Source organism: Spiroplasma endosymbiont of Ammophila pubescens (assembly GCF_964020965.1).
GTDB lineage: Bacteria > Bacillota_I > Bacilli_A > Mycoplasmatales > Mycoplasmataceae > Spiroplasma.
In genome coordinates, this window is the sequence record NZ_OZ026611.1 from 335222 (window position 1) to 353733 (window position 18512).

Below are 18512 nucleotides of genomic sequence, written 5' to 3' on the forward strand. Positions count from 1 at the left end.
TATGAAAAATAAAATTTTGAGATTTTTAAAAAAATGATGATGAAAAACATTAATTTTTATTTTATGTCATTTTTTAGGTATCGCTTTATTATATTTTGCTGATTTTGAAAAATTTAGAGAGTTTTTTATAAATTTTGGTATTGTTGGAAATTTAATGTGTTTAGGATATTTATTAATTTGACTTGTTTTAACACTTTTATTAATTAGTTTTATTGATTTTTTAATAGAATATATCATCAAAAATAAAAAGAAAGGTGAAATAAGCAATGATTAAGTTAGTTTTATTGGTAGCGGCAATCGCTATATTTGGAACTGGTTTTATTACAGTTATTATTAATCAGTTGACATCAGCAAAAAATATTATTATGGATTTATATAATTCTGATACTTTTTTACTTTCTTTGTTTGGCAAAATGGCAATTTTATTTAGTCATCCACTAATGTTAACGATATCAAGTTTATATATAGTTAGGTTTATTGTTTCAAAAACATTCTATAGTTAGGAGTAGTTAAATATGAAAAAAACAATATCTTTATTTTCAATATTTATTTTAGGCATTTTAAGTTTAGTAATTCCTTTTATTACTTTAACAGCGTTTAAACCATTAAATCAGCAAAATTATATTGTTAAGCAACAATCAACAGGAATGAATGAAACAGATTTTATTAATACAATGTTTTTACGCAGTACTTTTTTTGAAAACTGGTCAGAAACAAATTATTTTATTAACCCAACATTAAAAACATCACAATCATTAACTTATAATGATAAATGATACTTAGATTTTTTAAAGGATAGTTATTCAACTGGTGTTTCTTATGATAAACCAAGTGATAAATTTATGGATTTATATAAAAATTGAGATAATTATGCTATACAATATAATATTAATAAATTTTATTATGTTGATAAAAAGCAATTTTTAAGAGAATTAACAAATTTTATTTATTCTTTTACAACTAAATATAATTTAACACAGATGTTAAATAAATTAAAAACAAATATAAATAATTTACAATCAGTTAATTTAATTGAAGATAATTGAAAATTAAGCGCTCGTTCTAGTTTGCCAGATAATAAATGATATATTGCAATTGTTAAAAAGCAACAAACTGATGATTTTTCTATTATAAAATTTAATTTTTCAGATAAATCAGTTTGAAATGTTGGGGCACCTTATCATACAATTAATGGAGTATGATATATTGTTAATTCGTTTTATCAATGACAAGAAAATAATGAACCAGAATTACCAACCATTAACAAAAACACTGGTGAAATTACTGATTGAAATATTGATAGTCAAAATAAAATTAAATATTTTTTTTTAAATAATTACTTAGATGTTATTGTTCAAGAAAATATTAGGGTTCAACAAGGCGGTAATCTAGATTATGATGATCCAAATTTAGGTAGTCAAAGAATTATTTTTGATTTTGAAATTATTAATAATTTGAATAAGTCTAGTATTGGTACTATTTTAACTAAAAAATCAATTTATCGAATGATTTTAACGATTGATGAACGAAAAAATATTATTGCTGGGAGTTTAGAGTTAACACATCTTAACTAATATTGAAATGGATATGATTATAATAATTATCGGTATACTGATGATTTAGGTTTTTTATTTTCTTTTATGAAAGATAAGGAAAATATATTTAATTTTAGTGCTGAAATATATAATTATTATCAGGGTAATACTCCTAATACTGGTAAAGAGATTTTTGAACAGATGAAAGGTCAAATTGATATTAATAAATTTTTAAAAGCATTTTTTGCTCATGCTTTAGTTCCAGTATTTCAAAATCGTAGTAATTTTATTGAAAGTGGATATATTGATAATTTACAATATGATACGGTTTTAATTAACTTTTTTGGTTTAAAATTAGTTAATTTTACAGATGTATTAATTAAGGAAAGCAATATTAATAAAACTAAATTTGAAAAATTATTAAATAGTATGTTTACGGTTTCTCAAAATTTTTATAAAGATTATTTACGAACAATTTTTGATTTAAATAATAATACTTATACACAAGGATATAACAAAAAATATGGTTTATTAGCCAATAATGGTTTTAAAATTTACCCACGATATTTTTATTTTTCTGATAAATATAAATTATTAGATTTTAAGATGTATTCTGCTTATAAAAATCGGTTTTATAACACAAATTATGGAGATGTATTTAACTATGATTTTTCAGTTGCAAATAATTATAATATTAATCAAAATGAGGGTTATGTTTTTGAAGGAACTTTAAAAAACAAATATGGTTTAAAATATAGGAAAATGGAAGAACAAAAAATCGGATATAATGTCTTTGAATTACAAGCCCAAAAAGAAAATGATATGTATCGATATTATGACTTTAATTTTCGAATTTATAACTGACAAGAAATTAATAATGGTGGATTGTTCTCTGACGGGCAATGATGACAAGCACAGTATGAAAGTTGTAGTTGATATAATTTAGCGTGTCATATCAGAAATGCTGCAATTTGAATCGTTAATAATATCCCTGGTATAAAACAAGTAAACGAATTAGCCAGTGGCGTTGGTAAGATTTTTCAAACAATATATAGTTTTTTTAATCAAACATTTGAGGTATGAAAATTTAGTTCAGCATTATATAATACAATAACAAATATATTTCTATTAATTATATTTATGAAATTTGTAAGATTAATATAAAAAGGAACTGTTATTTAGTTCCTTTTTGTTCTTTTCAATCAGTAATTTCACCAGTGTTTTTGTTAATGGTTGGTAATTCTGGTTCATTATTTTCTTGTCATTGATAAAACGAATTAACAATATATTATACTCCATTAATTGTATGATAAGGTGCCCCAACATTTCAAACTGATTTATCTGAAAAATTAAATTTTATAATAGAAAAATCATCAGTTTGTTGCTTTTTAACAATTCCAATATAAGTTTTATCTTCTCATTTATATTTGTCTACATTTTCAATAGTAGTAATTAATTTTCAATTACTATTTTCTGGTGGTTGTTGTGGATTATATCATGGCTCGGGTTTATTACCCCCGTTTTCATTATTATTTGGTTTTTCACAACTAATTAATGATGTTGTACTTGTTGTTGTTAATCCGATTGCTCCTAAAATACTAATTATTTTTTTCATATTTTTATCCTTTCTTTTTAAATTATCTTCAATGTTATAATTATACTATATATTCTTAAGGTGGGTGTAAATTAATGAAATATATTATTAATAACTCTAATTTAAGCGATTTACAAGCAAAATCACAAGATTTTTTAAGTAAAAATTATAAAAATAAATATTATAAAAGAATAAAAACAAAAATATTTGCATATATTAATTTATGTAAGGAGTTTTTTCTTGAAACTAAGTTGTTATTAAAAGACTTGATTAAAAAATATTTTAAAAATAAATTTTCAACTTTTTATTACTGAGCAAATAAAATTTTACTTGCATATGCAAATAATAATTTTGAAGATTTATTATTAAAATCAACAGTTCCTAATAATATTAATTATCAATATAGTAATGATGTTCGCGAGAATATTTGTGATTTATATTTTGAATATTGTGATAAACACGCTGGGGGTGTTTTATCATTGTTTTATAATTTAAAAAAAGGAATTCATGGTGAAGAATTAAAAAATAAAGTACCAAAAAATTTAAAAACATTTTTTCGTTGACTTAAAAAAGATAAACGATGATTAAAAATAAAAAATAAAATTAAAGAAATTAAAAGAAAACATCCAAGATATGAAGTTAAAGAATTAGGATTATTACAAATGGATGCTAAATATTTTATGCCAAGTAAATTTCCAGTTGATAAAAAGTATTATGTTTATGATTTTATTGATGAAAGAATTAGAGGAGTATTCGGTTATATTTATGATAAATTATGCACTGAGAATGCTATTGATGCTGTTAAAAGAGCAATCAGTGATTTTAAAAAAAATATTTGGTATTAAAATAACACGAATTAGAACTGATAACGGTTCTGAATTTATTAATAGTCATCGGAATAATCAAAAAAGTAGCGTTAAAGAAACTACTTTTACTCAATTTTTAACAGATAAAAATATTTTACATCAAACAACACCCGTTCGTTCTCCGCAGTCAAACGGTAAAATTGAAAGATTTCATCAAAATTATAATAAGTTATTTGTATTTGATGAAAAAATATTGGATGCAGTTGGTTTACAAAATAAACTAAATGATTATTATTACTTTTATAATTTTAAAAGAGTGCATAAATCTTTGAATTTTCAGACACCATTTGAATTTTTAACTAATTTAACTAAATAATTTTAAATTTATAAAGTTTTATTTAAACTATTTTTTAGTGTGTCAATTTTAGAATTTTTATTTATATATGTATCATTTTTAATGATGTTTTTATATTTTAAATTATATATTTTATTATTTTTTCTTGCAATCTTCAAAATGTGTGTGGTATACTACATTTTTTTTACTTTTTGAGATTTTTTATTAGCAACTACTTTATCAGTATGTTTTTTTACCACAAATTGTTTCATTGAAATTGTTTCACCAGTACGTTTTTTATCTACAACTTGTCAGAAACCATACATAAAGGCAGTAATTAAAGCCCCAATAATCATAAATAAGAATGCTAGTAATGTCCATCCTCAAGCACTAGCTCATCCATAAACTCCACCATCACCATTACCACAACCTAACGCTGATAGGAATCCAACAATTGGTCCACCATGACCAGCCAAATCAGCAATTCCTACAGCACCAGCTAAAGCACCCGCAATTGCTGAACCAACAATGTTACTTGGAATAACACGTTTTGGATCATTAACTGCAAATGGAATTGCTCCTTCTGAGATTCCAATACACCCCATAAATAATGCTGTTGAACCCATTGTTCGTTGTTCTTCATTATAGAATGGTTTAAAAATTCATGTTGCAATTCCCATTCCCATTGGCGCAACTGGAATTGCAACTGCCATTGCCCCCATTGGTGTATAAATTTTTGAACCAATTAAACCTGTACATGCCAAGAATGCAACTTTATTAATTGGTCCACCCATATCAAAACCAGCCATTGCTCCGATCAATAGTCCAAAGCCTAATCCAATTGCTACATTAGCAGCATTTGAAGTATTACCTCATGTTCGTGAAATTCAATCTTGGAATTTACCCATTACTCAACCAACAGTTGAGCCAATCACAAACATCATAATCATTCCATAGATAAAGCCGACAACAATTGGAATAAAGAAGATTGGCATTACTGGTTTTAATCCTTTTGGAACATTTCAAGTATTAATTCATTTAACAGTATATCCAACCGCTAATCCGGCTGCAATTGCTCCAACGAATCCAGTTGGAGTATTAACTGCTTCAATTCCTGGTAAAGGATAAAAGTTAACAGCATTATTTCCAATAAATGAAACAATTAAAGCTGGAGCAATTGCTGAACGACCAGCAATTGAATTAGCAATAAATGCTCCCAAAATTGGAATCATTAATGTAAAAGCTGATACCCCTATAACATTAAGATAATAGAAAAAGTTTTTTGGGTCAATTAATGGGTCAGTATAAAATATTTCTCCTCAATGTGCTGTTTTTCTGCCAGCATCAGGAATTCAACCCATTCCTTTTAATGAACCATGAAAATTCTCATAGTTAGGACCATAAATTGCTTTTGCTAATCCTAATGAAATAGCAATAAAAATTCCTCCTAAAATAACAATTGGAACCATATATGAAACCCCAGCCATTAAGTGCTTCATTATTCCAACTTTTTGGTTGCTATCATTAGCACCCCTAGTAATAAATTCTCCAGTTGGTTGCACTTTTCCTTCTTTTAGAGCGGCATTAATAACCCCCTCTGGATCTTTAATTGCTTTTGCAACTGGACAGTTATAAACTTTTTTTCCACTAAATCTTTTTATATCAAGCCCAATATCCGTTGCAACAATAATTACTTTGGCTTCTTTAATTTCTCTCTCTGTAAAATCATTGCGAACACCTTCAGCTCCATGTGTTTCAACTTTAATGTCGTATCCCATTTTAAGAGCAGTTTGGTTTAACTTATCCGCAGCTAAAAAAGTATGTGCTACTCCTGTTGCACAAGCTGTCATTGCTAAAAGCAACGGCTTTTGACCAGTTGGAGTAGTTTTGGTTGGAACCTCTTCTTTTCCAATCCCAGTTAATAATGCTGCTAAAATTTTTGCTTTGTCTGTTTCAACTTTCATTGCTTTTTTAAAATCTTCATCAATTAATTTTCGTGCTACTTCACTTAAAATTCCTAAATGAATTTCTCCTGATTTAGCTTCAGGAATAATTAAAGCAATTGCAACTTTCGTTGGTTTTCCATCCATTGCATTTCAATCAACATCATTTTTGAAACGAATAAATAAAACCGCTGCATTTGTAATAGCACTAATTCGTGCATGAGGAATTGCAAAACCATCTTCAAAACCTGTTGAAGATTCTTTTTCTCGGGCCTCAAAACCTTTAACAAGTTCATTGCGGTCAGAAACATATCCAAGATTTTCAGATAATTGAGCAAGTTCTAAAAAAGCTTCTTCTTTAGTTTTAGCTGTTGAATCTAAAATAATATGTTTTTCATTAAAAATGTTATTATACATATAGTTTTTTCTCCTTCAATTTATAGTATACTATTTTAAAATTAAAACTCAATAATTTCTTTAATTTTGTCGAAAACTCTTGATGAAATAAAAAAATCATCAATATGACAATTTGAAAACTAATTTTGTGTAAGATTATGATTTTGCTTTAAATTTTTTAAACGTTAAAATATAATACCATTGATTGTTGTTTTGGTGTTAAACCTTTATGTTGGTATTTTCATTTTCATAGATTTAAATAATTTTGAATATTAGTGAAACCCAAACCATGATAATGAATTAAGGCTTCTTTAAGACTGGTGATGTGAAACCCCATTTCGGAAACTTTATTAAATAATAACTTTATATTGTTAATCGTTTAAGATTATATCAATTAAAATATAAATTTGTTTGGTATTTAAACTCATCAAAAGTATATTCCAGTTTATCTAATGCTTCTTTTTTAAAAATATTTCATAAAGATTCAATATGAGGATTATTTTTTGATAATTGTATGATAAGGTGCCCCAACATTTCAAACTGATTTATCTGAAAAATTAAATTTTATAATAGAAAAATCATCAGTTTGTTGCTTTTTAACAATTGCAATATATCATTTATTATCTGGCAAACTAGAACGAGCACTTAATTTTCAATTACTATCTTTTGGTGGTTGTTGTGGATTATATACAATATCACCATTAATAAAATTGATTTCTCCATTATTTTATGATGATAAAATTATTTATAATAATCACCCTATTTTTAAATGAAATTTAGATAACACAAAACTTATAACAGATAGTAAAGAAAATGTTATGCCAATTAAAAAAAGTTCACGCAAAAGAATTGATGGTTTTATGGCACTATTATTTGCTTATAAAATGTATATAAATAATGAACAACATTTTAAAATTTATCAAACAGATATCGGGAAAAATTTTAATGATTAATTAATTTTAAAGTACAAATTCTTATAAAAACTTGTACTTTTTTAAATAATGATGGTATCATCGTGACGACTTAAATTAATTTATTTAAGTAAGGAGGGTAATAAAATTGCTCTGTGATTTAAGAAAAAACAAAAAACAATAAATAATAATTTATCAAAAAAACAAAATTTTATGTATATTAATCATGACTTTAAAACTTTTTTATCAAATTTTACTAATAATTATGAAATTGATGTTGTTAAAAGTACAATTAATCGAATAGCGAGTGATATTGCCCAGTTAAAAGCAATACCACAATGTGTCGAAAAAGAAAATATTAAAACTACAAATAAATATAATTTAAAATATTTATTAAATGTTAGACCAAATTTAGGTATGAGTGCTTATGATTTTTATTATAAAATAACAACTAATTTGTTTTTACAAGGAAATACTTTTATTTATATTCAATGAGAAAATGAAAAAATTAATTCTTTAATTCCTATTGAGTATGATTTTTTAGAAATTTTATTCGATAAAAATAATCAATATTTTATAAAGTTTTATTTAAATAACACAAATTTAGTATTACCATATGATGATTTAATACATTTACGAAAATTTTATAATAAAGGATTATTCGGAGAAATTCCAAATAAATCATTAGAATATTCAACAAAATTACTAGAAGAGATGATTAATTCCTCAATTAATAATTTAAAACAATCAGGTAATTTAAAAGGTATATTAAAAGTTAATAATATAGTTGCCCCAGAACAATTACAAGAAAAATTAAAAGAATTTGTAGATAATAATTTACAAAATAAATATCGCGGTTTTGCCATTTTAGATAATGGTCTAGATTTTCAAGAAGTAGATTGTAATATTTCTAACTTAAATAAAGAACAAATGGAGCAATATCGAAATAATATTTATAACTTTTATAATGTTGCTTCTGAAATTGTTAATGGAAAATATAGTCCAGAGCAATATCAAGGTTATGTTAGTTCTGTTATCCAACCATTATTAACACAATGAGAACAAGAATTTAGTTTTAAAATTTTCAGCAAAAAAGAATTAGAATTAGGAAACTATATATCATTTTCAGCAAAACGAGTATTACTGGGAAATTTACAAGATAAAACAGCATATTACGCAAAAATGTTAGAACATAGTGTTTTATCACCGAATGAAGTTAGAAATCAAGAGGGATATGAAAGTGTTGAGGGATTAGATATTTATGGAATGACAAAAAATTCTGATTGGCAAGAAAGAGAACAACTTAAAAATAAAAATATAGGAGATAAAAGTGAACAAAACAATTAATAACGAGATTAATAAAAAAATTAATTTTAAAGTAAAAAATATTATACAAACAAATGATGATGGCATTAAAGAAATAATCGGAATTGCTAATAAATATAATGTTATTGATTATCACGGTGACATTACTGATGAAAATAGTTTTATTGAAACTATTAAAAACACACCAGCAGTTCCATTATTATGAGGTCATGAACATAAAAATCCAATTGGAATAGCATACTTAGAAAGTAAAAAAGATGGATTATGAGCTAAAATGCAAATTAATACAAATATTACGGTTGGAAAATAAGCATATGAAATTTCAAAACAAATGCAAAAAAGCAATCGACCGATGCAATTAAGCATAGGTTATACAACAATAGAAACAGAAGATAAAGAAATTAAAGGAAATATTGTTAGATACTTAAAACAAGTTGAAGTAAACGAAGTTTCATTAGTTCCATTGGGTGCAAATCCCAAAAGTGAAGTGCAAGAAATTAAAAGTAAAAATACTAATAATTTTAATATTTTACAAAAAGAAATGTTAAATCTAGAAATAGAAGAAATTTTACAAGGAGATAAAAGCAAAAAAATGACAAAAAATTTAAATGATAAATTAAAAGAATTGAGAAATCAAAAAATAACAAAAAAAGAAGAATTAAACCTTTTAAAAAAAGGTATTGAAACAAAAGCGGATATATCTGATGAAGATGTAAAAAAATTTAAAGAACTTGTTAAAGAAATTAATGAAATTACATCAGAATTCAATCGTTTAGAAATGATTAAAAATGAAATTGAACAAGAAGTTATTGAAGATAATCAAACAGAACAACCAGAAAAATCTCGTATTATTGAAAACCTTTATAATTACAATAATTATGAAAATAAAAATATTTTACAAAATACTGATGATATTTTAAAATCAAAAGAATATAAAAATGCTTGATTAAAAAAATTGCAACACAAAAAATTAACAAATCAAGAAATTAAGTTTTTACAAATTGGCACAAATTCAAGCGGAAACCAAGATGCTTCACCATTAGTACCAACAACAATATGAGAAAATATTATTGCAAAATTACAAGGTACATCTGATTTAATTAAAAATGTATCAGTTTCAAATATTGATGGTTTTTTAAAATTTGCTATTAAAAAAGATGAAAATGTTGGCGTAAAATGAAGCAAAGAAGGCGAAAAATTAACTGGAAAAATTGATTTTGAATCAGTCCAATTAAATGGATATAGATGAGGAACAATGATAACTATTTCAGAAAGTGCAGAAGCAATGACAATAGATAATTTTAAAAAGTTTATTATTGATAGTTTAGCAATAGAAGTACAAAATGCCATTGAATACGCTATTGCAAAAGGACAAGGATCTGCAAAACTTGAACCACAAGGAATAATTACTAATAATAATATTCTTAAACATAAATTAGCACAAACTGAAAAAAATATTTCTTATGATACAATTCAAAAAATTATTTCTTTACTTCCAACTGGTTATCATAATAATGTTAAGTTTATTATGAATAAATCTACTTTCTTTACACAAATTCAAGCAATTAAAGATAAAAATGATAGACCAATTTGAAACCACACAAAAAGTGATGAAACATTAAAATACAATATTTTTGGTTATGATGTTATTTTATGCGATGAATATCCAGAATATTCAGAAACAGAAAAATCAACATTTATAACATTTGGGGATTTAAGTCAATATAAATGAAACTTTCAAAAACAATTAAACATTACTAAATCAACAGACTTCTTATTTGATCAAGATTTAATCGCATACAAAGCAACATTCATTGCCGATGGAAATACTGTCGCAAAATGAGCATTTGTTAATGTGGTAAGAGAGTAAAAAGGAGATAAATTATTATGCCAGTAGAAACAACAACAGAATTTTTAAATTATATTAAATTATTGTTGAGATTAGAAGAAAATGATAAAAGTTTTGATAAAGAACTTAAAACATTAATTTTATCTGCAAAAGAAATTTTATTAACTGCCGGCATTCCTATAATTGTTATTAATTCTGATAAGGATGAACAAATAAAAGATATCATAGGTATTTATTGTAAACATAATTTTGGTCGAGAAATTAATGAATTACCAGATTTATTTTATTGGCATATTAGACAATTAAAATTTAAAAATTGAGCAAAATGAATAAAAGAAAATTTAATGACAAAATAATATTAATTTTTAAGCAAACTATTAAAGATGAAATTAATCGCCCAATTTTAAAAGAAAAATACCGAAAAAATATTTTTGGAGAAATATTATCTACACATATTAATGATTATTTTATTGCTAACCAAGAAACATTAAAAATGGAACATAAAATTATTATTTATAAACACAATTTTAATAACGAAAATTATGTTGAAATAAATTTATTTGGAACTAATAAAGAATTTTTTATTAAAAGAATATATGATCCTAAAAATGATTACTTAGAATTATTTTTAACATATAATATTGGAGAATAAAAAAATGAAGAAAAAATTTAATTCTTTAAAAGATATAACATCAGAAATGGTTTCATCTATTCAATAATATACATTTGATATTCAAAATAAAATAAAAAATGAAGTTATGAATACTGGAAATAAAATTTTAGCAGAAATAAAAGAAAAAGTTCCGATTAGCAAAAACAATAAAAATCATTTACGAAATTATTTTATTTTAGAAATTAAAGAAAATGAAGATGAAATAATTGCTTACATAAGAGCAAAGAAAAAATATCAAATAGTTCACTTAATTGAATTTGGTGTAAGACATTATTGGTCTGGAACACAAATTATAGCACGACCGTTTATGCGACCCGCATATAACAAAAATATTAATGAGTTTATAGAAAATATAAAAAATATTATTAAAAATGGGGTTTAAAATTAAATGAATTACTCAATACAAAAAAATTTAAAATTAATAAACGGGTTAATTTCTAAAAATTATTTTAAAATACCTATTTTTTATAATTTTGGTAAAATAGATGATAATAATTTATCAAATTACATTACATACTATGATATTACTAATCAAAGTATTTTATACGCAGATAATATTTCATATGTGAAAAAACAAGTAATTCAAATATCAATTTTTACACAAGAAAGAAATTTTTTATTAGAAGAAGAATTAGAATAAATATTAGAAAATAATAAAATCATTTTCAAAAAAGTACAAAATTATTATTTAAATAGTGAAAAAATTTATATAACAATATATGAAGTTTATTTAATTAATACAAGAAAATAATTAAAAGGAGAAAAAATATGAACAAAGATAATTTAATTGAGTTTGGACTTTCAAATGTTCATTATGCAATTATTAAAACAATAGATAATAAAATCAGTTATGAAACACCAAAAGCAATTAAAGGTGCTACCAGTTTAGCGTTAAATATTGCTGAAAATACAACTACTATTTATGCTAATAATATTCCCTATTATATTGCTCATTCTAATCAAGGTTATACTGGAACATTAACTATTATTAAACCAAGTGATATATTTTTAGAAGAAATTTTTGGATTAATAAAAGATAAAAATAATATTAGATTTGAAAAATCAAATATTCAACCAAAAGAAATGGCAATGGGTTTTGAAATTGATGGTGACACCGAAAAACGAAGAATATGACTTTATCGAGTTAATTTAAAAAGGTCTAATGAAACACACAATACAAAAAACGAAAATGTTGAAGCAGATACTTATTCATTTGAATTTAATGCCCTGCCCAGAGCAGAAGATAATATTATTAAAAGTTATATTAGTGAAAATACTAATAAAAATATTTTTAATAGTTGATTTAATGAAGTATATAAAGAAAATAGTGAAATACATTCTGAAATAATTAAAATCAATATTAGTAAAATTAATAAATTAGATAAACCAACTATTCATGTTACAAACGCAGCAAGTACAACACCAGAAGAATTAAAACCACAATTTAAAACTGTTGTTTTAAAAGCAGTAAAAGCAGTAAATAGTTCTTTAACCGAGAGTGATTTTGATTACTTTATTGAAAGTAAAGGTGAAGACTGACCAATTAATATTACAAATGGTAAAACTGTAGAAGTTCAAATTGAAGGTAAAAATAACGCTATTGGTCAAACAAATCCGATTGATGTTGTAATTAAAAATTCTTAAAAATATTTAAGAATTTAAAGGAGTTAAATATGAACAAAAAAATTAAAGTTGGGAATGTTGATATAAATATTAATACAAGTGCTTATTTTTTAGTAATTTATGAACAATTAACTGGTAGTGATTTAATTACTGATTTTAAAAAAATGAAGAATGAAAAATTTTCATATAAACAATTATTAGATATGTTGTTTTCTTTTGCATATAATTATGATAATAATTTAGATTATAAAGAATTTTTCCAAAGTATCCCATTATCAGAAATTATGAATGAAGCATTTGTAACAAAATTAAATAATTTAATAGCAGATGTATTTATTTCAAATAATAATATTAATGAAAAAAAGTAGTTAATCAAAATTTAAATAAAAATTGAACTAATACTTTTATTTGTTTAATTAAAGAATGTGGTTATTTAGTTAGTGATTTAAAATTATTTACCTTAAAACAATTTTTAAATATTATAGCTTTACATTCAGAAAGATATCAAGATGATAATAATTTTTCTAAAAAACCAACACAAGAAAAAATAAATAAAATATTTTTTGGAGGTTAAAATTTAATGGCAGAACAAATCAAAGGAATGCATCTTGAAATTAGTACAAATTTATCAAATATAAATACAGAAGTCAAAAAATTAGCCAATACTGTTAATCTTTCAAATCGAAAACTTGCTAATCTTGATGATAATTTAAAATTTAAAAATGGTAAAGAAATTGATATTTTAAGAAATAAAATTGTTGAATATAACAAAAATATTGAAAATACAACAAAACAAAAACAACAATTAATTAATAAAGTAAATGAATTACAAAAAAATCAAAAAGAATATTTAAATCAAATTAAAAAAACTGAAATAGCACTTAAAAATGCAACAGATGAAAAACAAATTAAAAAATTAAATGTTGAATTGTCTCAATTACAAAAGAAATTTAATGCAATACCAAGGGAAATTGAATTTACAAATTTAACTATTGATAGAATTGATCGTAATATAATTAAGTTTAATAGCGACTTAAAAGAAACTAACAAACAACTATCTAAAATAAGTGGCGATAAATTTATTAAATTTGGAAACAAATTATCAGATAGAGGTAAAAAATTAAGTGCTTATATTACAATACCGTTAATTGGTATTAAGGCTATTTTAGGAAAAATAACAAAAGATACGATTTTATTTGGTGAAGAATTAAATAAAACAGCACAAAAAATTAATATTTCAACTGATAATTTACAAAAATTTAGATTTATTGCTAAAAAGATTGGTTTAGAAACTGAAAATATTGAAATTTTATTTCAAAAACTAAATAAAACAACCTATGAATTGTCACAAGGCATTATTAATGAAAGTACTGATGCATTTCAACAATTAGGAATTAATATTAAAAATACTAGTGGGGAATTAAAAAATACTGAAACTATTTTTTTAGAAACAAAAAATGCACTATCTAAAATAACAAATGAAACAGAAAAAAGTAACTTTATTTTTAAAATTTTTGGTTATGAATTAGGTAGTAAAATTGCTCCGTTATTATTAAAAAGTAATGAGGAAATAAAAAATTTAACTAATAATTTTGAAAATTTAACATTAATTTCAAATGAAAATATTAAAAAATCGACAGAATTAAGTAATAAATGAAGTGAATTAATACAAAAACTATCAATAATAAAAATGGAATTAGCAATAGGTTTATTCCCTATTTTTGAAAAGTTTGTTAATTTTATTGATAGTAATTTAATACCTTCAATTAAAAAAATAATCAATACTTTTAATTCATTAAGTGTTAGCCAAAAAGAATTAATATTTAAAATTTTAGGTATATTAACAGTTATGGCACCAACTGTATTAATATTCGGAAAATTAGTATCTATTGGAGGTTTATTAATAAATACCATTAATTTATTAAAAACAGCCCTTTTGGGGTTATCATCTTCAATGGGTGCAATCGGAATAGGAATAAGTATTATTAGTGCTTTATTAGTACTGTAGCAGAAAGTTTAACAGCGGCTGAAACTTTATCATTTACAGAAGGATCCGCAGTTGTGGCAACTGAAGGGGTAGTTATTGGAACGGAAGCTGGTTCTGCCGCATCATTAGCTCCCGAAACTTTAGGATTATCATTAGTAATTGGGGGATTAGTAATTGCAGGAACTGCTATTTTTTGATGAATTAATTTTAATCATAAAATAGTTAAACATGAATCACATAATCAATATAATGAAATTGAAAAATACTATAAATTTTTAGCTCATGATCAACTAAAATTAGATATTAATATCAATGAATGAAATAAAATTAAACAAATTTATCAAGAAAATGCAAATAATTATCAACAATTTAAAAATAAAATCAAATCAGAAATTAGTAATTTTCATAAAGAAGATCATAGCGGCTGAGGCGGATCAATTACTGATGAAAATATTAATACTTTAATTAATATTCTTTATAATCATTTTCAAGAAATAAATAATTATTTTTTATCTAATCCTAACCATGGTTGAAAAATTATTACAAATACTGTGGGAAGTTATTTTATAATTGAGGAGGAATAGAAAAATGAAAAAATTACTTAGTATAATAGGTGTAATTATTTTAATTACTAACGGAAGTAGCAATTTAATTGCATGCGATAATAGTGCATTAACATCAGAAAAATTAGCAGAATTAAAAGAGAAAAACAGCAAAATTATAAATGGCAATAAATTAGAATGAATAGCACCACAAGAAAAACCTTTTGATACAGTTGATAATAAATATTATTTTGTTGTGTGGCGTGGCGATAAAAATGATAATTGAAGAATTGCAAAATTTAAAAATGATAATATATATATAAAAATAGATGAATATAATAATTTTTAGGGAATTCGTAAAGCTTTTGTTAATAATTATAGCGATGGAATTGTTATAAATAAAATAAAAGATAATCAAGAATTAAGATATAGAATTTGGCCTAATAATGATTATTTTAAAGCAGTTTATCGTTGAGATGGGAAAAATGAACCACCAATGTTAAAAATTAACAGTGATGGCGAAATTAAAAACTAAAAAAATAATTTTATATATATGTAAAATAAAAAAAATAAAAGAATATAGTTTTATAAATAAGGACTTATTCTTTTTTTGTTAATAACAAAAAAATAGATTATAAAAATTAATATAATTTATTTAATTAAATCAAAAAAATATACATTTTTTCCTTTTATATTTGGCTCACCTTCACCTTCTCAACGATAAACTGCTTTAAAATAATCATTATTAGGCCAAATTCTATATCTTAATTCTTGATTATCTTTTATTTTATTTATAACAATTCCATCGCTATAATTATTAACAAAAGCTTTACGAATTCCCCAAAAATTATTATATTCATCTATTTTTATATATATATTATCATTTTTAAATTTTGCAATTCTTCAATTATCATTTTTATCGCCACGCCACACAACAAAATAATATTTATTATCAACTGTATCAAAAGGTTTTTCATTTTCATAAACTTTTTTAAATTTTCTTAATTGGTTTTTAATATATTCTTCAAGTTCATTTAATTCTTTCGTTTTTCTATATTCTAAATTTGTTAAATAATGTTTAATATCTTTTAGTTGGTTTTGTTTTTCTTGTAATAGTTCTTTTTCTTCTTGAATTTTTTGGGTGATTGTTAATAGTTTTGATGGGTTGCGATTTGATTCCATTAAAAGTGGCAATAAATATTTACTTTCATCTTTGATATTTTCAATAGTTTCAAGATCATAAATATCTTTTTTAAATTTTGCTTTAAAACTTATTAATGGAAATTCATAAATACCGTCATTTGGTTTTTGGTTTAAATTATCTTGGATTAATTTCGAAACATTGTTAATTATTTTTATTTCGATGGGATTGCCAAATTCTTTTAATTCACCATTAATTATTTTTGCTTCTTTATTTAAATCAACTCTAACTACAATATAATAATTTTCATTATTTGCTACATAATTTTTATCTACAAGTAATTTTGTATCTTTTTTTAATTTAATAATACGGCCACAAACACTTAAATATAATTGCGTATTAAAAATTAATTCAAGACCATAAACTGTATTTTTATATGTATATTTTAATTTTTCATTTTCATTTTGAATTAAAAAACCAGTTGAATTTTGGTATATAGTTTCACCATTAGATAAAAGTGTTTTTGTTTGTTGTTTTAATAATAAATCGTATAATATTGCTTGGTCTTTTGCTAAAATAATATCGCCGTTATCAAATGTTATTTTTCTAATTCCCATTTTTTATTTTCCTTTATTTTGTGTCATCATCATTTTTGATTATTGTTTCTATTTTTTCATCATCTAATTGATCACATTCTTTTTTAATTTTATCTTTTAATTTAATTAGTAATTTATTAAATTGTGCTAATAATGCAGGTATTCCTAATGTTAATCCGTGAATAGTTCAGTATAGTATTTTTAAAAAGGATAGTTTAATTTTTTTATTTTTCATTTTTCTTATCTCCTTGTTTATGTTTGATATTTATTTCGTTGTTATTTGATAATTTGTTGTTGAAATTAACAGTCATAATATCTAGTTTTGTTTCAATTCGTAAAATGGATAATTGAATTTCGCTTTTTAATTCATTAAATTCTTTAATGTAAATATTATTTATATTTTGTATATTTGTTATTTCTTTGTTGATTGTTTTTAATTCTCCTTTAATGTTTTCATTTTCTTTTTGTAAATTATCATTTTGTTCTTTAATATTTTTATTTTTCTTATTTAATCACATTGCCATCGTGCCAGCACCCCCACCAGTAAATACTGATAATATAATTGCAATAATTTCAAGGACTTGTTCCATTAAACATTAAATCTCCTTTTAATATTATTAATTTGACTATTTATTCTCAATTCTACATCTTTTGATTTTTGATCAGCATTACTAATTTCATTGTTTATTTTTTCATATTCTTGTTTAAAATTTTTAATTTCATTTATATTTTTAATTAACTGGTCTGTTTTAATGTAATTTATTACTTCTTTAATATTTGTAATATTATTTGATGTTGCTTGATAACTGATTAATGCTATTTCATAAATGCCATTTTCTTTATTAATTAGATTGTCATTTTGTAAATTTGGACTTGAGCCGTTATTGTATTTAATTTCTAAATTAACTGGATCAGATTGTCCTAAATTAACTTTTATTATTACATATCCGTAATAAGTTTCATTTGGATTGCTGGGTTGAATTAATTCTATTTCTGTATTTTCTTCAATTTCTAATAGTCTGCCATAAATTAAAATATAGTTTTGGTTAAAAATAATTTTGTTATTATTTTGCGTATAAAGTACTTTTTCATTGTTTTTAATAATTCCCACTTTGTTTTCTGTGTTATTTGATAAAAAATAATTTTGTATGTTTGCGTCATCTACTGCTTCAATATTATAATTATTAAATGTTTTTCCTACAACTGCCAACTTTATTCACCTCATTTGGTCGTGTGTCATCATACCGTCATTAAAA

The 18512-nt window shown here is 23.4% G+C and carries 24 protein-coding genes and 1 pseudogene; 18 read left to right on the forward strand and 7 right to left on the reverse strand.

Translation table 4 applies throughout. From position 1 onward, the window contains the following. Window position 1: 1 nt before the first annotated feature. From ABNT63_RS02095 to ABNT63_RS02105, 3 genes and pseudogenes are all read left to right on the forward strand, one after another. Complete coding sequence (locus tag ABNT63_RS02095; protein ID WP_348736176.1) at window positions 2-274, forward strand: hypothetical protein; 273 nt, start codon at window positions 2-4, stop codon at window positions 272-274. After that, window positions 267-503, forward strand: a complete 237-nt coding sequence (locus ABNT63_RS02100; RefSeq protein ID WP_348736211.1) for a hypothetical protein — start codon at window positions 267-269, stop codon at window positions 501-503. The genes ABNT63_RS02095 and ABNT63_RS02100 overlap by 8 nt, the downstream gene beginning before the upstream one ends. A 12-nt stretch (window positions 504-515) precedes the next feature. Next, window positions 516-2699, forward strand: a pseudogene (locus ABNT63_RS02105) (spiroplasma phage ORF1-like family protein). Window positions 2700-2823: 124 nt separating this feature from the next. Here ABNT63_RS02105 and ABNT63_RS02110 read toward each other — a convergent pair. Further along, a complete protein-coding gene (locus ABNT63_RS02110) occupies window positions 2824-3150 on the reverse strand; it encodes a lipoprotein (protein ID WP_348736212.1) in 327 nt (108 codons plus the stop codon). Between the two features lie 74 nt (window positions 3151-3224). Between ABNT63_RS02110 and ABNT63_RS02115 the strand changes: the two genes are divergently transcribed. Both ABNT63_RS02115 and ABNT63_RS02120 read left to right on the forward strand, forming a co-directional pair. Further along, window positions 3225-3974, forward strand: coding sequence for a hypothetical protein (locus ABNT63_RS02115; RefSeq protein WP_348736213.1), 750 nt, complete (start codon window positions 3225-3227; stop codon window positions 3972-3974). Further along, window positions 3946-4311: an integrase core domain-containing protein gene (locus ABNT63_RS02120; RefSeq protein ID WP_348735505.1), complete on the forward strand. Its 366-nt coding sequence runs from the start codon at window positions 3946-3948 to the stop codon at window positions 4309-4311. Before ABNT63_RS02115 ends, ABNT63_RS02120 begins: the two co-directional genes overlap by 29 nt. A 152-nt stretch (window positions 4312-4463) precedes the next feature. Here ABNT63_RS02120 and ABNT63_RS02125 read toward each other — a convergent pair whose 3' ends face one another. After that, window positions 4464-6629, reverse strand: a complete 2166-nt coding sequence (locus ABNT63_RS02125; RefSeq protein WP_348736214.1) for a PTS fructose transporter subunit IIABC — start codon at window positions 6627-6629, stop codon at window positions 4464-4466. A 475-nt stretch (window positions 6630-7104) separates the two neighbouring features. Continuing rightward, window positions 7105-7239: a hypothetical protein gene (locus ABNT63_RS02130; protein ID WP_348736215.1), complete on the reverse strand. Its 135-nt coding sequence runs from the start codon at window positions 7237-7239 to the stop codon at window positions 7105-7107. A gap of 79 nt (window positions 7240-7318) precedes the next feature. Here ABNT63_RS02130 and ABNT63_RS02135 point away from each other — a divergent pair, with 79 nt between their 5' ends. The 13 genes from ABNT63_RS02135 (at window position 7319) to ABNT63_RS02195 (ending at window position 15868) form a co-directional block, all read left to right on the forward strand. After that, the gene (locus tag ABNT63_RS02135; protein WP_348736216.1) at window positions 7319-7561 is read left to right on the forward strand and encodes a terminase TerL endonuclease subunit; all 243 of its coding nucleotides are present in this window, start codon (window positions 7319-7321) and stop codon (window positions 7559-7561) included. A gap of 48 nt (window positions 7562-7609) precedes the next feature. Further along, window positions 7610-8866, forward strand: a complete 1257-nt coding sequence (locus tag ABNT63_RS02140) for a phage portal protein (protein WP_348736217.1) — start codon at window positions 7610-7612, stop codon at window positions 8864-8866. After that, window positions 8850-9155, forward strand: coding sequence for an HK97 family phage prohead protease (locus ABNT63_RS02145; RefSeq protein ID WP_348736218.1), 306 nt, complete (start codon window positions 8850-8852; stop codon window positions 9153-9155). The genes ABNT63_RS02140 and ABNT63_RS02145 overlap by 17 nt, the downstream gene beginning before the upstream one ends. A 21-nt stretch (window positions 9156-9176) precedes the next feature. Continuing rightward, complete coding sequence (locus ABNT63_RS02150; RefSeq protein ID WP_348736219.1) at window positions 9177-10715, forward strand: phage major capsid protein; 1539 nt, start codon at window positions 9177-9179, stop codon at window positions 10713-10715. A gap of 17 nt (window positions 10716-10732) precedes the next feature. Next, entirely contained in the window at window positions 10733-11050 is a 318-nt protein-coding gene (locus ABNT63_RS02155) for a phage head-tail connector protein (protein WP_126821068.1), read from the forward strand. After that, entirely contained in the window at window positions 11020-11346 is a 327-nt protein-coding gene (locus ABNT63_RS02160; protein ID WP_348736220.1) for a phage head closure protein, read from the forward strand. The genes ABNT63_RS02155 and ABNT63_RS02160 overlap by 31 nt, the downstream gene beginning before the upstream one ends. Before the next feature lie 106 nt (window positions 11347-11452). Further along, the gene (locus tag ABNT63_RS02165) at window positions 11453-11749 is read left to right on the forward strand and encodes an HK97 gp10 family phage protein (RefSeq protein ID WP_348736221.1); all 297 of its coding nucleotides are present in this window, start codon (window positions 11453-11455) and stop codon (window positions 11747-11749) included. Window positions 11750-11755: 6 nt separating this feature from the next. Beyond that, window positions 11756-12007, forward strand: a complete 252-nt coding sequence (locus ABNT63_RS02170) for a hypothetical protein (RefSeq protein WP_348736222.1) — start codon at window positions 11756-11758, stop codon at window positions 12005-12007. A gap of 128 nt (window positions 12008-12135) precedes the next feature. Beyond that, on the forward strand, window positions 12136-13011 hold the full coding sequence (locus ABNT63_RS02175; RefSeq protein ID WP_348736223.1) for a major tail protein: 876 nt from the start codon (window positions 12136-12138) through the stop codon (window positions 13009-13011). A gap of 29 nt (window positions 13012-13040) precedes the next feature. Then, window positions 13041-13358 (forward strand): hypothetical protein, encoded by a 318-nt coding sequence (locus ABNT63_RS02180; RefSeq protein ID WP_348736224.1) that lies wholly within the window; start codon window positions 13041-13043, stop codon window positions 13356-13358. Window positions 13359-13570: 212 nt separating this feature from the next. Continuing rightward, window positions 13571-14998 (forward strand): hypothetical protein, encoded by a 1428-nt coding sequence (locus tag ABNT63_RS02185; RefSeq protein ID WP_348736225.1) that lies wholly within the window; start codon window positions 13571-13573, stop codon window positions 14996-14998. Window positions 14999-15051: 53 nt separating this feature from the next. Further along, complete coding sequence (locus ABNT63_RS02190; RefSeq protein WP_348736226.1) at window positions 15052-15561, forward strand: hypothetical protein; 510 nt, start codon at window positions 15052-15054, stop codon at window positions 15559-15561. 4 nt (window positions 15562-15565) lie between these two features. Further along, window positions 15566-15868 (forward strand): lipoprotein, encoded by a 303-nt coding sequence (locus tag ABNT63_RS02195; RefSeq protein WP_348736227.1) that lies wholly within the window; start codon window positions 15566-15568, stop codon window positions 15866-15868. A 302-nt stretch (window positions 15869-16170) separates the two neighbouring features. On the opposite strand, the gene ABNT63_RS02200 is transcribed toward ABNT63_RS02195, so the two are convergent. From ABNT63_RS02200 to ABNT63_RS02215, 4 genes are read right to left on the reverse strand one after another with little or no spacing between them, the layout of a single operon-like run. Then, window positions 16171-17277: a hypothetical protein gene (locus tag ABNT63_RS02200; RefSeq protein ID WP_348736228.1), complete on the reverse strand. Its 1107-nt coding sequence runs from the start codon at window positions 17275-17277 to the stop codon at window positions 16171-16173. 13 nt (window positions 17278-17290) lie between these two features. After that, complete coding sequence (locus ABNT63_RS02205) at window positions 17291-17491, reverse strand: hypothetical protein (protein WP_348736229.1); 201 nt, start codon at window positions 17489-17491, stop codon at window positions 17291-17293. Further along, window positions 17481-17846 carry a hypothetical protein gene (locus ABNT63_RS02210; RefSeq protein ID WP_348736230.1) on the reverse strand — a complete coding sequence of 122 codons (366 nt, stop codon included), beginning with the start codon at window positions 17844-17846 and terminating at the stop codon, window positions 17481-17483. Before ABNT63_RS02210 ends, ABNT63_RS02205 begins: the two co-directional genes overlap by 11 nt. Next, entirely contained in the window at window positions 17846-18466 is a 621-nt protein-coding gene (locus ABNT63_RS02215) for a hypothetical protein (protein ID WP_348736231.1), read from the reverse strand. Before ABNT63_RS02215 ends, ABNT63_RS02210 begins: the two co-directional genes overlap by 1 nt. Between the last annotated feature and the right edge of the window lie 46 nt (window positions 18467-18512).